The 13,237-nt window shown below is 62.7% G+C and carries 13 protein-coding genes; all 13 read left to right on the top strand.

The window, feature by feature from the left end:
- The first annotated feature begins 63 nt into the window (after nucleotides 1–63).
- The 13 genes from ACA060_RS02045 to ACA060_RS01985 are packed head-to-tail and all read left to right on the top strand — an operon-like array spanning nucleotide 64 to nucleotide 13,217.
- A complete protein-coding gene (locus ACA060_RS02045; RefSeq protein WP_497315096.1) occupies nucleotides 64–798 on the top strand; it encodes a glycosyltransferase family 2 protein in 735 nt (244 codons plus the stop codon).
- Nucleotides 795–1,742 carry a lysophospholipid acyltransferase family protein gene (locus ACA060_RS02040; protein ID WP_109627623.1) on the top strand — a complete coding sequence of 316 codons (948 nt, stop codon included), beginning with the start codon at nucleotides 795–797 and terminating at the stop codon, nucleotides 1,740–1,742. The genes ACA060_RS02045 and ACA060_RS02040 overlap by 4 nt, the downstream gene beginning before the upstream one ends.
- A complete protein-coding gene (locus ACA060_RS02035; RefSeq protein WP_109627621.1) occupies nucleotides 1,723–3,267 on the top strand; it encodes an HAL/PAL/TAL family ammonia-lyase in 1,545 nt (514 codons plus the stop codon). The genes ACA060_RS02040 and ACA060_RS02035 overlap by 20 nt, the downstream gene beginning before the upstream one ends.
- Entirely contained in the window at nucleotides 3,260–3,685 is a 426-nt protein-coding gene (locus ACA060_RS02030; protein WP_109627619.1) for an acyl-CoA thioesterase, read from the top strand. The genes ACA060_RS02035 and ACA060_RS02030 overlap by 8 nt, the downstream gene beginning before the upstream one ends.
- Nucleotides 3,682–4,422, top strand: a complete 741-nt coding sequence (locus ACA060_RS02025) for an outer membrane lipoprotein carrier protein LolA (RefSeq protein ID WP_497315094.1) — start codon at nucleotides 3,682–3,684, stop codon at nucleotides 4,420–4,422. The genes ACA060_RS02030 and ACA060_RS02025 overlap by 4 nt, the downstream gene beginning before the upstream one ends.
- The gene (locus ACA060_RS02020; protein ID WP_497315092.1) at nucleotides 4,406–6,745 is read left to right on the top strand and encodes an MMPL family transporter; all 2,340 of its coding nucleotides are present in this window, start codon (nucleotides 4,406–4,408) and stop codon (nucleotides 6,743–6,745) included. The genes ACA060_RS02025 and ACA060_RS02020 overlap by 17 nt, the downstream gene beginning before the upstream one ends.
- Complete coding sequence (locus ACA060_RS02015) at nucleotides 6,742–7,902, top strand: sodium:proton antiporter (protein WP_497315090.1); 1,161 nt, start codon at nucleotides 6,742–6,744, stop codon at nucleotides 7,900–7,902. The genes ACA060_RS02020 and ACA060_RS02015 overlap by 4 nt, the downstream gene beginning before the upstream one ends.
- Entirely contained in the window at nucleotides 7,889–9,136 is a 1,248-nt protein-coding gene (locus ACA060_RS02010; protein ID WP_497315088.1) for an NAD(P)/FAD-dependent oxidoreductase, read from the top strand. Before ACA060_RS02015 ends, ACA060_RS02010 begins: the two co-directional genes overlap by 14 nt.
- On the top strand, nucleotides 9,133–9,615 hold the full coding sequence (locus ACA060_RS02005; RefSeq protein WP_497315086.1) for a hypothetical protein: 483 nt from the start codon (nucleotides 9,133–9,135) through the stop codon (nucleotides 9,613–9,615). The genes ACA060_RS02010 and ACA060_RS02005 overlap by 4 nt, the downstream gene beginning before the upstream one ends.
- Nucleotides 9,612–10,808: a beta-ketoacyl-[acyl-carrier-protein] synthase family protein gene (locus ACA060_RS02000; protein WP_497315084.1), complete on the top strand. Its 1,197-nt coding sequence runs from the start codon at nucleotides 9,612–9,614 to the stop codon at nucleotides 10,806–10,808. The genes ACA060_RS02005 and ACA060_RS02000 overlap by 4 nt, the downstream gene beginning before the upstream one ends.
- A complete protein-coding gene (locus tag ACA060_RS01995) occupies nucleotides 10,805–11,263 on the top strand; it encodes a hotdog family protein (RefSeq protein WP_109627606.1) in 459 nt (152 codons plus the stop codon). Before ACA060_RS02000 ends, ACA060_RS01995 begins: the two co-directional genes overlap by 4 nt.
- Entirely contained in the window at nucleotides 11,263–11,991 is a 729-nt protein-coding gene (gene fabG, locus ACA060_RS01990; protein ID WP_497315082.1) for a 3-oxoacyl-ACP reductase FabG, read from the top strand. Before ACA060_RS01995 ends, fabG begins: the two co-directional genes overlap by 1 nt.
- On the top strand, nucleotides 11,991–13,217 hold the full coding sequence (locus tag ACA060_RS01985) for a beta-ketoacyl-ACP synthase (protein ID WP_109627602.1): 1,227 nt from the start codon (nucleotides 11,991–11,993) through the stop codon (nucleotides 13,215–13,217). The genes fabG and ACA060_RS01985 overlap by 1 nt, the downstream gene beginning before the upstream one ends.
- Nucleotides 13,218–13,237 lie beyond the last annotated feature (20 nt).

Here is a 13,237-nt window from a genome sequence, read left to right as displayed (position 1 = left end):
GCGCTTCGCACTCGGGCGGGAGCAAGCTCCCTCGCCACAGTGGTTCAGGGGAGGTTTCGAAACATGCATAACCCCTGCGCAATCATCCCGGTCTACAACCACGAAACCGCGATCACCACGGTCGTCGACGCGCTGATCGCCAGTGGCCTGCCGTGCATTCTGGTGGACGATGCCAGCGATCAGCCCTGCGCCAGGGTGCTCGACCAACTGGCCCAGCGTGAAATGGTCAACCTGATCCGCCTCGCCGCCAACCAAGGCAAGGGCGGTGCGGTCATGACCGGGCTGCGCGAAGCTTCGCGCCTGGGTTTCAGCCATGCTTTGCAGGTGGACGCCGACGGCCAGCACGATCTGCAGGATGTCGCGACCTTCATCGCACAATCACGCGCTCATCCCAACGCGGTGATCTGCGGCTATCCGCAATACGACGCCAGCGTGCCGAAAGGCCGCTTGTACGCCCGTTACCTGACCCACGTGATGGTCTGGATCAACACGCTGTCATTGCAGATCCGCGACTCGATGTGCGGTTTCCGCGTCTACCCCTTGCCTCCGACCCTGGCGCTGATCGACTCGGCGAAGATCGGCAAGCGCATGGACTTCGACTCGGACATCCTCGTGCGCCTGGCCTGGCGCAATCAGCCGATGCAGTGGCTGCCGACCAAGGTCCATTACCCGCTGGACGGTGTCTCGCATTTCCGGATGTTCCACGACAATGTGCTGATTTCGAGCATGCACACCCGGCTGTTCTTCGGCATGTTGCTGCGGGCACCGGTGATCCTCTGGCGACGGTGGCGAGCATGAGCATCAACACAGACAAAGAACACTGGGCCGACCGTCAGGAGCGTGGCAGTTTCTGGCTGATGAAACTCACCGCGTTCGGCGCCAAAGTGCTGGGCCGACGGCTGTTGAGTCCGCTGCTGTACGGCATCGTGTTGTACTTTTTCCTGTTCGGTCGCAGCGCCCGCCGCAGCGCTTGGCAATACCAGCAGCGCCTCGCAGACTGGAGCGCTCGCCCTGAATTGCGCCCGACCCACTGGCGAGTGTTCAGCCAGTTCATGGCCTTCGCCGATTCGATGCTCGACAAGCTCGACGTGTGGAACGGCAAGCTGAGCATCGAGCACATCGAAATCGTTGACCCGGCGCTCCTGCGCACTCAACTGCGCGGCACGCGCGGGCAGATGCTGGTGGGTGCGCATTTGGGCAATCTCGAAGTCTGTCGCGCACTGGCGGAAATCGGTGAGAAAGTCACCATGAACGTGCTGGTCCACACCAAGCACGCCGAGCAGTTCAACCGTTTGCTCGGCGAAGCCGGCGCGACCAATCTGCGGCTGATTCAGGTCAGTGAGCTGGACCCGGTGATCATGCTGCAACTGCATGAACGCCTGGAGCGCGGCGAGTGGCTGGCGATTGCCGGCGACCGCGTGCCGCTGCATGGCGGGCGCAGCGTGACCGTGGACTTCCTCGGTCATCAGGCCGCGTTTCCGCAAGGGCCGTGGCTGCTGGCCGGCTTGCTGAAATGCCCGATCCATCTGCTGATGTGCCTGAAGAAACCGACAGGCCAATATCAAGTCACCCTCGAACCGTTTACCGAGGCCGTGGTGTGGAAACGCAGCGACCGCGAACAGGTCATTCATCAGTGGGCGTCCCGCTACGCCGAACGCCTGGGTCACTATTGCCTCGAAGCGCCCCGACAATGGTTCAACTTTTACCCTTTCTGGAAGACCGATGACGACGCCAACGCTTGAGCCGGTAACCTTCGGCGAACTCCCTTTGCGCATCGAAGACGTGCTGGCTGCGGCCAACCGTCAGGTGCCGACGCAGTTGCAAAGCGACCCTGCGTACCGCGAGCGCATCGCCAAGGGCGCGCGATTCCTCGATTCCCTGCTGGACAAGGAAGGCGTGATCTATGGCGTGACCACCGGTTACGGCGACTCGTGCGTGGTCGCTGTACCGCTGCATCACGTCGAGGCGTTGCCTCGTCATCTGTACACGTTCCACGGTTGCGGCCTGGGCAAACTGCTCGACGCGCAAGCCACGCGCGCTGTGCTGGCGGCGCGTTTGCAGTCGCTGTGCCACGGCGTGTCCGGGGTGCGCGTGGAACTGCTGGAGCGCCTTCAGGCGTTCCTCGAACACGACATCCTGCCGCTGATCCCCGAAGAAGGCTCGGTGGGCGCCAGCGGTGATCTGACGCCGCTGTCCTACGTCGCTGCAACCTTGTCCGGCGAGCGCGAGGTGATGTTCCGGGGCGAACGCCGCCAAGCCGGCGACGTGCATCGTGAACTCGGCTGGACGCCGCTGGTACTGCGCCCGAAAGAAGCTTTGGCGCTGATGAATGGCACCGCCGTGATGACCGGCCTCGCCTGCCTGGCCTATGCCCGCGCCGATTACCTGCTGCAACTGGCCACGCGCATCACCGCGCTGAATGTGGTCGCGCTGCAAGGCAATCCCGAGCACTTCGACGAACGTCTGTTCGCCGCCAAACCGCACCCGGGGCAGATGCAAGTCGCCGCGTGGCTGCGCAAGGATCTGGCAATTGACGCGCCGACCGCACCGCTGCATCGCCTGCAAGACCGTTACTCCCTGCGTTGCGCGCCGCATGTCCTCGGCGTTCTGGCCGACAGTCTGAACTGGCTGCGTTCGTTCATTGAGATCGAGCTCAACAGCGCCAACGACAACCCGATCATCGACGCTGAAGCCGAACGCGTGTTGCACGGTGGGCACTTCTACGGCGGCCACATTGCGTTCGCCATGGACAGCCTGAAAAACCTGGTGGCCAACGTTGCCGATCTGCTGGACCGGCAACTCGCGCTGCTGGTGGATGAGCGTTACAACCATGGCCTGCCGAGCAACTTGTCTGGCGCCACGGCTGACCGCGCGATGCTCAATCACGGCTTCAAGGCTGTGCAGATCGGCACCAGCGCCTGGACCGCCGAGGCGCTGAAAAACACCATGCCGGCCAGCGTGTTCTCGCGCTCCACCGAATGCCACAACCAGGACAAGGTCAGCATGGGCACCATCGCTGCTCGCGATGCGATCCGTGTGCTGGAGCTGACCGAACAGGTCGCCGCCGCCACCCTGCTGGCCGCCAACCAGGGCGTGTGGCTGCGCAGCAAGGCCGAGGACGCGCGCCCGTTGCCACCCGCACTGGCGGCCATGCACGAAGAGCTGGCCAAGGACTTCCCGCCGGTCATCGAAGACCGTGCGCTGGAAGGCGAATTGCGCCTGTGCCTGAAACGTATCGCCGAGCAACACTGGAGGCTGCATGCGTAGCAAGGGAGTGCTTCACACCGATACGGAAATCCTCGTGCCGTTCTTTGACGTCGACACCATGAACGTGGTCTGGCACGGCCACTACGTCAAATACCTGGAAATCGCCCGTTGTGCGCTGCTGGACAAGATCGGCCACAACTACACCGCCATGGTTGAGTCGGGTTACGCCTGGCCGGTGATCGACCTGCAACTGCGCTATGTGCGTGGCGCCGTGTTCGGTCAAAAGCTGAACGTGCGGGCCAATCTGGTGGAGTGGGAGAACCGTCTGAAGATCAATTACCTGATCAGCGATCTGCAAACCGGTGAGCGGTTGACCCGCGCCAGTTCCGTGCAGGTGGCCGTCGACATGAGCAGCCGCGAAATGCAGTTGGCCTCGCCGAAGATCTTCACCGATGCCGTTGAAAGGATGCTGGCATGAACCTGCTGAAAACCCTCTGTAGCAGCTGCCGCGCCCGCGAGGCTGCGTTCGGCGGCGAAGCCGTTGCAAAACCTGTACATGCGGTACAGCAGAAAAACCGCAGGGCGACTGCTGCGCAGCCGAACGCAGGCTTCGCCAGCTGCTACAGGATTGTGGTGGCGCTGGTATTAGCGCTGGGTTTTTCTTCGCTGGCGCAGGCGTTTGATTTGCAACAACTGAGCGATCAACTGGCCAAACCCGATGTGATCCACGGCAATTTCATCCAGGAAAAACACCTGCGCGCATTGCCCAAGCCGCTGACCAGCAAGGGCACTTTTGTCCTCGCAAAAAACCACGGCTTGCTCTGGCTGCTGAAAACGCCGCTGCAACAGGATTACCGCATCACCGGCAAAGGCATTGCCCGACGTGACGCCAACGGTTGGCAGACGCTGCCGAGCAAGAGCGCCGGCGCCGAGCAGAACCGCTTGTTCCTCGCCGTGCTGCAAGGTGACAGCAGCGGATTGCAACGGGACTTCGAACTGTCCCTGAGCGGCGACGCGCAGAGCTGGAAACTGACGCTGATCCCGCGCTCATTGCTGCTCAAGCAGGTGTTCAACCAGATCAACATCACCGGCAGCGAATTGGTGCACAGCATCGAACTGTTGGAAACCCAGGGCGACAGCACGCTTTTGCGCATGCAAGACAGCACCAGCACACAACCGTTGAGCGACGCGGAGCAGCATGACTTTGCCGAGTGAACGCAAGCTTCCGTGGCTGTTTCTGATCCTGCTGCTGGCGGTGCTCGCGCTCGCCGGTTGGCAATGGCGTGACGGTGCACCACTGTCGGCCAATTTGATGGAACTGGTGCCGGGCACCGCGCCGGACGCGCTGGAATTGCGCGCCGAACAACGCATGCAAGAACCGCTGAACCGCGAAATGCTGGTGCTGGTCGGCCATAAAGATCGCCCGCAAGCCATCGCCATGGCGCAGAAGCTCGGCGAACAGTGGCAGGCCAGCGGTTTGTTCGAGAAGGTCCAGTGGAACCTGCAAGCCGACTTGCCGGCACTGCGCACGCAACTGCTGCAAGGCCGACTGGCGATGCTCTCGGCGATGGACCGCCAGCAACTGATCGACCATCCCGACGCCTTTATCCAACAGCGCGTGCAAGCGCTGTTCGACCCGTTCACCGGTTTCAGCCTGGTACCGAGCCAGGAGGACTGGCTGGGCCTGACCGGGCGCATCCAGAACAGCCAGCCGCAACACGGCGCCGTGCAACTGGACATCGGCAGCGGAGCGCTGGTGGCCGATGCCGACGGCAAGAGTTGGGTATTGCTGCGGGCAAAAACCACGGGCAACGCCTTCGACATGAGCCTGCCGCTGCAAGTGGCGGACTTGCTCGAACATAGCCGCGGAGAAGCCGCCCAGGCCGACGTGCAACTGCTCGCTGCCAGCGGTTTGCTGTATGCGGCCAACGGTCAGCGACAAGCCACCCGCGAGATGACGTGGGTCGGTGGCGGCGCCACCGTCGGCATTCTGTTGCTGCTGTTACTGGCCTTCCGGCGCTGGCGTGTCTTGCTCGCTTTCGTTCCGGTGCTGGTGGGCATGCTGTTTGGTGCGGTGGCGTGCGTGGCGCTGTTCGGTCACATGCATGTGATGACGTTGGTGCTGGGTTCGAGCCTGATCGGCGTGGCCGTCGATTACCCGCTGCATTACCTGTCGAAAAGCTGGAGCCTGAAACCCTGGAATAGTTGGCCAGCGTTACGCCTGACCCTGCCGGGCCTGACGCTGAGCCTGATCACCAGCTGCATCGGCTACCTGGCCCTGGCCTGGACGCCGTTCCCGGCCCTGACCCAGATTGCCGTGTTCTCCGCCGCCGGCCTGCTCGGCGCCTACCTGTCAGCGGTGTGCCTGCTGCCAGCGCTGCTCAAGGGCGTGAACCTGCGGCCGGCGCGTTGGCCGTTGCGTGTCTGCGAGTGTTTGCTGAACCTGCGTGAAGCGCTGCTCAAGCACATCAGTACGCCGGTGTTATTGGCGCTGCTGATTGCTTTCTGCGCCGGCGGTTTGTTGCAGCTCGAGAGCAAAAACGATATCCGCCAATGGATCGGCGCGCCCCAGCAATTGACTGACGAAGCCCAGGCCATTGCGCGCATCACTGGCTTTCAACCGACCAGCCAGTTCTTCCTGGTGCGCGCGGGCAATCAGCAGGAATTGCTCGAGCGTCAAACCGCGCTGAGCGAGCGGCTGGATCAGTTGGTCAACCTGGAAAAACTCCAGGGCTACCTGTCGCTGAATCAACTGGTCAGCCGGCCGAGCGATCAGCGCAAAGTGCGCGACGCATTGAGCAAGTTGCCGCAGTTCTGGCAGCCCTTGCTCGACCTCGGCGTGCCGGCAGAAGCACTGCAGGCCGAGCTTGCAACGTTGCAGGCGCTGCCCGTCGAAGACATCGACGCATCGCTGGTCGGGCCGCTGGCGGAACCTTATCGCACTCTGTGGCTGGGGCCGACCGATGACGGCGTGGCGGCGATGGTCAGCCTGCAAGGTCTGAATAACCCTTCGCTGTTGCGCATTCAGGCTCTGGACTTGCCGGGCGTCGAACTGGTCGACCGCCTCGGTGAATTGAATAGCGTTTTCGCCGCGACACAGATCAGCGCAGCAGAGCTGAAACTCGCCTCCTGCGTGTTGATCGTGCTGGTGCTGATCCTGCCCTTCGGCTTCGGTGGTGCGTTGCGCATCGTCTCGCTACCGTTGCTCGCCGCCCTGTGCAGCCTCGCCAGCCTCGGCTGGATGGGCCAACCGCTGACTCTGTTCAGCCTGTTCGGTCTGTTGCTGGTGACGGCGATCAGCGTCGATTACGCGATCCTCATGCGCGAACAGGTCGGCGGCGCCGCCGTGAGCCTGCTGGGCACCTTGCTGGCCGCGGTGACCACGTGGCTGTCGTTCGGTTTGCTGGCGGTGTCCAGCACGCCGGCGGTGAGCAACTTCGGTCTGTCGGTGAGCCTCGGCCTGGCCTTCAGTTTCATCCTGGCGCCGTGGGCCGGACGCCAAGTGCATGCCGCCACTGTCGTCGAGCCAGCAGCATGATGATCGTCCTGTTTTGGCTGATGGCCCTGGCAATGTTTGCCGTCGCCACCCGCGTGGGTCGGCACTTCGGTCTGATCCCGATCGTCAGCCAATTGCTGTTGGCGACTTTCGGCCTGCCGCTGCTGATGTACTTCTGGATCGAGCCGGGCTGGCAACTCAGCGGCGCCGAGCTGATCTCGCCGGTGTGGCTGAAGAACCTCTACAGCCTCGGATTCGCCTTGTTGCTGGGCAACATCCTCAGCGACGTGATCGACCTGCGGCTGGATCGCCAGAGCCTGAAAATAGCCCTGCCGAGTTTTTGCATTCCGTTTGCCTGCGGGCTTGTCACTTCGGTGTGGCTGCTGCCGCCACAACCGTGGATCAGTTCGCTGGCGGTCGGCCTGGTGTTCGCCATCACCGCCATTCCGGTGTTGTTTTTGTACCTGCGACACATCAACTACCCGCCCGCTGCGACCCGTCGCCTGGTGCAAACCGCGATCCTCATCGACCTGACGTGCTGGACGCTGTTCGGCTTTGCCCAAGGCAGCCTGCACCTGAGCAGTCTGCTGCTGCCGCTGGTCGGCGCTTGCCTGCCGTTGCTCCTGCGTTTGCTGGGTTTGCGCCAACCGTTGCTGCACAGCGGCTGCTTCTTCGCGCTGCTGGTGGTCGCCGAACACTTCAAGCTCAATGCCCTGATTTTCGGCATCGGTTATCTGCTGTGCATGGCCGCACTGAAAGTGCCGCTGGGGTTGCCGTTGCCGGCGATCTGGATGATCCGTTTGCAAACCTGGATCGCCATCCCGCTGATCCTCACGTTCGGCATCGTGCAGATCAATGTCCACGCCGCCATGGCCAGCCTCGGCTGGGTGCAGCTGGCGGCGCTGCTGCTGTTGCCGATTGCCAGCAAACTCCTGGGCAACTGGCTCGGCCTCGGCTGGGCCGGTGCTTCGTTTGAAGGCGCCAGTCGCTGGCGCGAAAGCCTGCTGCTCAATATTCGCGGGTTGAGCGAGATCGTCTTTCTCAACCTGCTGCTGCAACAACAACTCATCACCCCGGCGCTGTATTTCGCGCTGATGGTGATGGGCCTGATCGCTACACTGCTGCCGGCACTCGCCGGCATGCATCAAACCCCTTTGAATCTCGCCGCCCCGGCAAGGAGCCCCCGTGCCAACAGTTGAAATGGAACGTCGCCAGGTTGTTGTCATTGGCGCGGGTCCTTCGGGCGCCATTGCCGCCGCGCTGCTCAAGCGCAAAGGCCACGACGTGCTGATGATCGAACGCCAGCACTTCCCACGGTTTTCCATCGGTGAAAGCCTGTTGTCGCACTGCCTGGATTTCGTCGAAGAAGCCGGCATGCTCGAGGCCGTGAACGCCGCCGGGTTCCAGATGAAAAACGGCGCCGCGTTCGCCTGGGGCGAGCACTACAGCGCCTTTGATTTCGGCGACACCTTCAGCAACGGCAAGCCGACGACTTTCCAGGTGCAACGCGCCGATTTCGACAAACTGCTGGCCGATCAGGCCGCGTTGCAAGGCGTCGACGTTCGTTATGGAGAAGCCATCGTCAGCGCCGATTTCGACTTGCCGAAACCACAGCTTGATGTGCTGCGCGAGGATGGCAGCCAGTACCGCGTCGAAGCGGATTTTGTGCTCGATGCCAGCGGCTACGGTCGCGTGCTGCCACGCCTGCTGGACCTTGAGGCGCCGTCGAACTTCCCGGTGCGCCAAGCCGTGTTCACCCACATCGAAGACCATATCGACAGCCCGACCTTCGAGCGGGAAAAAATCCTCATCACCACCCATCCGATCCATCGCGACATCTGGTTCTGGACCATCCCGTTCAGCAACGGCCGGTGCTCGGTGGGCGTGGTCGCGGCCGCCGAGCATTTCGAAGGGCGCATGGAAAATCTGGACGATTGCCTGCGTGGCTTTATCGCTGAAACCCCAAGCCTGCAAGGCGTCCTGAAAAACGCGGTGTGGGACACGCCGGCGCGTACCATCGGCGGCTACTCGGCCAACGTCAAAACCTTGCACGGCCCAGGCTTCGCGCTGCTCGGTAACGCCGCAGAATTCCTCGACCCGGTGTTCTCTTCCGGCGTGACCATCGCCATGCGCTCGGCGAGCATGGCCGCCGGCGTTTTGCATCGGCAACTGCAAGGTGAAAGCGTCGACTGGCAGACCGAGTTTGCCGCGCCGCTCAAGCGTGGCGTCGACACCTTCCGCTGCTACGTCGAAGGCTGGTACGCCGGGACCTTCCAGGATGTGATTTACCATCCGGGCAGCTCAGCGGATATTCGCCGCATGATCAGTGCGATCCTCGCCGGTTATGCCTGGGACGAGCGCAATCCGTTCGTCAGCGAACCCAAGCGTCGGCTGCGCGTGTTGTCGGAACTCTGCGCAAGAGATGTCTCATGATTCGTTACCTGCTTCTGGGTTGCCTCCTGCTGCTGAGCGCTTGCGCCAGCCAGGCGCCGCTGCCCGGGCAAACGGAAAAGCTGCCGTTGCCGCAGCAATTGCATATTCAGCGTTTGCTGGATGATCAGCGTCAGGACTGGGTGCTGGTGATTGCCCGCGAAGGCCCTGGCATTCGCTGGTCGATGATGGACTTGCTGGGCATTCCGCAGGCACGCCAGAAACTGATCGATGGCCAGTGGCAAGCCGACGGCCTGCTGCCGCCGAATCCGGAAGCACGGGAATTGTTCGCCGCGTTGCTGTTCGCGCTGACCCCGCAAGGCGAGTTGCAGGGCAACTACCCCGACGCCTGGCAACATGGATCGCAACGTTCCCTGCCCGCGCGTTGGGACGTACATTACTCGCAACCACTGAGATTTGAGTTGAACCTGCCTAAAGGTCCGAAGTACCTGGTCACGCCTCTGAGCGGTGAAATGCCATGACTGCCTACCTGAATGCCCTCGGGGTGATCTGCGCCCTGGGTCGCGACAAACGGGAAGTCGCCCGCAACCTGTTTGCCGGCGATTGCTCCGGCATGCGCAGCGAGTCCGGCTGGGTGCCGGAGCGGTCGTTGCCGGTGGCGGCGGTGCGTGGCGAACTGGCGCCAATTCCACCGGAACTGGCCGAGCAAAGCAGCCGCAACAATCAACTGCTGCTGGAAGCCGCGCTGCAAATTCGCGACGAGATTGATCAAGCGATCCAGACTTACGGCCGTGACCGTATCGGCGTGATTCTGGGCACCAGCACCTCGGGCATCGATGAGGCCAGCCGTGGCCTGGCCCATTACATCCGCGAACATGAATTCCCCGCTGACTACGATTATCAGCAGCAGGAACTCGGCGCGCCGGCCAACTTCCTCGCCGACTGGCTGCAATTGAGCGGTCCGGCGTATGTGATCTCCACCGCTTGCACCTCCAGCGCCCGGGCGTTGATGAGTGCCCAGCGCCTGTTGGACCTGGGGCTCTGCGACGCGGTCTTGTGTGGCGGTGTCGACAGTCTGTGCAAGCTGACCCTCAACGGCTTTTCGGCGCTGGAAGCGGTGTCTGAGCAGCGCTGCAACCCGTTTTCGGTCAACCGCAACGGCATCAATATCGGCGAAGCCGCCGTGCTGTTTCTGATGAGCAAAAAGGCCGGCGACAGCCAACCGATTGCCCTGCTCGGCAGCGGCGCCAGTTCCGATGCGCACCACATCTCGGCGCCGGAACCAACCGGCCGTGGCGCCCTGCAAGCGATGAGCAAAGCCCTGAGCCGCGCAAATGTGCAGCCCGAACAAATCGGCTACCTGAACCTGCACGGCACCGCGACCCAACACAACGACGCAATGGAAAGCCTGGCAGTCTCGGCCCTGTTCCCGCATGGCGTGCCTTGCTCTTCGACCAAGCCGATGACCGGACATACGCTCGGCGCTGCCGGCGCCCTGGAAGCGGCGTTCTGCTGGTTGAGCCTGAGCACGGACAACCGGGAAAACCTCGTGCCGCCCCACGTCTGGGACGGTCAGCCCGACCCAGAGTTGCCGGTCTTGCAATGGGTGACCCCGGCCGATCGCCTGACGTCCATTGCACCTCGCTACCTGATGAGCAATTCCTTTGCTTTCGGTGGCAATAACGTCAGCCTGATTATCGGAGATGCCCCATGATTGACTGGCCGCTCGCCGAACTGCTGCCGCACGCTGGCGACATGATCCTCATCGATCAGATCCTGGCGTTCGATGACGAGCAGATCCACACCCGCCTCACCGTCAAGCCCGATGGCCTGTTCAACCGTCCTGACGGCAGCCTGCCGGCGTGGGTCGGCATTGAACTGATGGCCCAGAGTGTCGCGGCCTACGCCGGTTGCCATGCGCGCCAGCGCGGTGATGCGGTGGCGCTGGGCTTCCTGCTCGGCACCCGTAAATTCGAATGCAACGTGGAGCACTTCCCCGCGGGCACCGAGCTGACTATCCACGGCATACGCTCGCTGGAAGACGACAACGGCATGGGCGTGTTCGAATGCCACATCAACGCCCCCGGCATTCACGCCACCGCCCGCCTGAACGTGTTCCGCCCGCCTCAGGCCGCTCAATACCTTCATGAATCCCAAGGAGCCCAGTGATGACTGAGTCCGTACTGGTCACCGGTTCCAGCCGTGGCATCGGCCGCGCTATCGCATTGCGTCTGGCCCAGGCCGGGCACGACATCGTGTTGCATTGCCGCAGCGGCCTGACCGACGCCATCGCCGTCCAGGGCGAAATCCAGGCGTTGGGACGCCAGGCACGCGTCCTGCAATTCGATGTCTCCGACCGCGCCAGCTGCAAAGCCATTCTCGAAGCCGACGTTGAAACGCATGGCGCCTATTACGGCGTGGTGCTGAACGCCGGCCTGACGCGCGACGGTGCTTTTCCGGCGCTGAGCGAGGATGATTGGGATGTGGTGATGCGCACCAACCTCGACGGTTTCTATAACGTGCTGCACCCGGTGATGATGCCGATGATTCGTCGTCGCGCGGCCGGGCGAATCGTTTGCATCACCTCGGTTTCCGGGTTGATCGGCAACCGTGGCCAGGTCAACTACAGCGCGTCCAAGGCTGGTTTGATCGGTGCGGCGAAAGCGTTGGCGATCGAACTGGGCAAGCGCAAAATCACCGTCAACTGTGTCGCACCCGGCCTGATCGACACAGCCATGCTCGACGAAAACGTGCCGGTGGAAGAACTGATGAAAATGATTCCCGCACAGCGCATGGGCACCCCGGAAGAGGTGGCCAGCGCGGTGAATTTCCTGATGTCGGCGGAAGCGTCGTACATCACCCGGCAGGTTCTGGCCGTCAACGGAGGCCTGTGTTGATGAAGCGCGTCGTCGTCACCGGCATGGCCGGCATCACTTCACTGGGCAGCGACTGGGACACCATCGCCGGCCACTTCGCGGCCAACCGCAGCGGCATTCGGCGGATGGACGAATGGGATCGGTTCACGGAACTCAACACGCGCCTGGCCGGGCCCATCGACGACTTCAAGGTCCCGAGCCACTGGACCCGCAAGCAGCTGCGCAGCATGGGCCGGGTCTCGCGCCTGGCCGTCGGTGCGTCTGAACAGGCGCTGGCCGACGCCGGACTGTTGGGCAACCCGATCATCAAGGACGGGCGCATGGGCGTCGCCTGCGGCTCGTCCACCGGCAGCACCGACGAGATCAAGGCGTTCGGCAACATGCTGCTCAACTCGGTGGCCGAGGGCCTGAACGCCAACTCCTACGTGCGAATGATGCCGCACACGACCGCGGCGAATATCAGCATCTTCTTTGGCCTCACCGGCCGGCTGATCCCGACCTCCAGCGCCTGCACCAGCGGCAGCCAGGGCATCGGCTACGCCTACGAATCGATCAAATTCGGCCGTCTGCCGCTGATGCTTGCCGGTGGCGCCGAAGAACTCTGCCCGACCGAAGCCATGGTCTTCGACGCGCTCTACGCCACCAGCCTGAAAAACGATGCCCCGCAAACCAGCCCGCGCCCCTACGACAAAGACCGCGATGGCCTGGTGATCGGCGAAGGCGGCGGCATGCTGGTGCTCGAAGAGCTCGAACATGCGCTGGCACGCGGCGCGCACATCCATGCCGAACTCGTCGGTTTCGGCAGCAACGCCGATGGCCAGCACACCACGCGTCCAGAGCAGGCCACCATGCGCCGGGCCATGGAACTGGCGCTGGAAGACGCCGGGTTGCAGCCGTCAGACATCGGCTACGTCAACGGTCACGGCACGGCGACAGAACAGGGCGACATTGCCGAAACACTGGCCACCAGCGCCTTGTTCGGCGAACACATGCCGATCAGTTCGCAAAAGAGCTTCCTCGGTCACACCCTCGGCGCCTGCGGTGCGCTGGAGTCCTGGTTCAGCATCGAAATGATGAACCGCGACCTGTACGTCCACACGTTCAACCTCGACGAGGTCGATCCGCACTGCGGCAAGCTCGATTACCTGCGCGGTGAGTTCCGCCAGATGAGCAACGAGTACGTAATGAACAACAATTTTGCGTTTGGTGGCGTCAACACCTCGTTGATTTTCCGTCGCTGGTCGTAACCGAACTAATCCGGGTCAAG

The organism is Pseudomonas sp. LBUM1671, from assembly GCF_059695685.1.
Note: the sequence above shows the minus strand (reverse complement) of the source record. Positions and strands in the feature narration are given on the sequence as shown.

Excerpts from the sequence above, each read along its gene's own strand:
- ACA060_RS02045 (WP_497315096.1), top strand. The coding sequence starts at position 64 with ATGCATAACCCCTGCGCAATCATCCCGGTCTACAACCACGAAACCGCG.
- ACA060_RS02040 (WP_109627623.1), top strand. The coding sequence starts at position 795 with ATGAGCATCAACACAGACAAAGAACACTGGGCCGACCGTCAGGAGCGT.
- ACA060_RS02035 (WP_109627621.1), top strand. The coding sequence starts at position 1,723 with ATGACGACGCCAACGCTTGAGCCGGTAACCTTCGGCGAACTCCCTTTG.
- ACA060_RS02030 (WP_109627619.1), top strand. The coding sequence starts at position 3,260 with ATGCGTAGCAAGGGAGTGCTTCACACCGATACGGAAATCCTCGTGCCG.
- ACA060_RS02025 (WP_497315094.1), top strand. The coding sequence starts at position 3,682 with ATGAACCTGCTGAAAACCCTCTGTAGCAGCTGCCGCGCCCGCGAGGCT.
- ACA060_RS02020 (WP_497315092.1), top strand. The coding sequence starts at position 4,406 with ATGACTTTGCCGAGTGAACGCAAGCTTCCGTGGCTGTTTCTGATCCTG.
- ACA060_RS02015 (WP_497315090.1), top strand. The coding sequence starts at position 6,742 with ATGATGATCGTCCTGTTTTGGCTGATGGCCCTGGCAATGTTTGCCGTC.
- ACA060_RS02005 (WP_497315086.1), top strand. The coding sequence starts at position 9,133 with ATGATTCGTTACCTGCTTCTGGGTTGCCTCCTGCTGCTGAGCGCTTGC.
- ACA060_RS02000 (WP_497315084.1), top strand. The coding sequence starts at position 9,612 with ATGACTGCCTACCTGAATGCCCTCGGGGTGATCTGCGCCCTGGGTCGC.
- ACA060_RS01995 (WP_109627606.1), top strand. The coding sequence starts at position 10,805 with ATGATTGACTGGCCGCTCGCCGAACTGCTGCCGCACGCTGGCGACATG.
- fabG (WP_497315082.1), top strand. The coding sequence starts at position 11,263 with ATGACTGAGTCCGTACTGGTCACCGGTTCCAGCCGTGGCATCGGCCGC.
- ACA060_RS01985 (WP_109627602.1), top strand. The coding sequence starts at position 11,991 with ATGAAGCGCGTCGTCGTCACCGGCATGGCCGGCATCACTTCACTGGGC.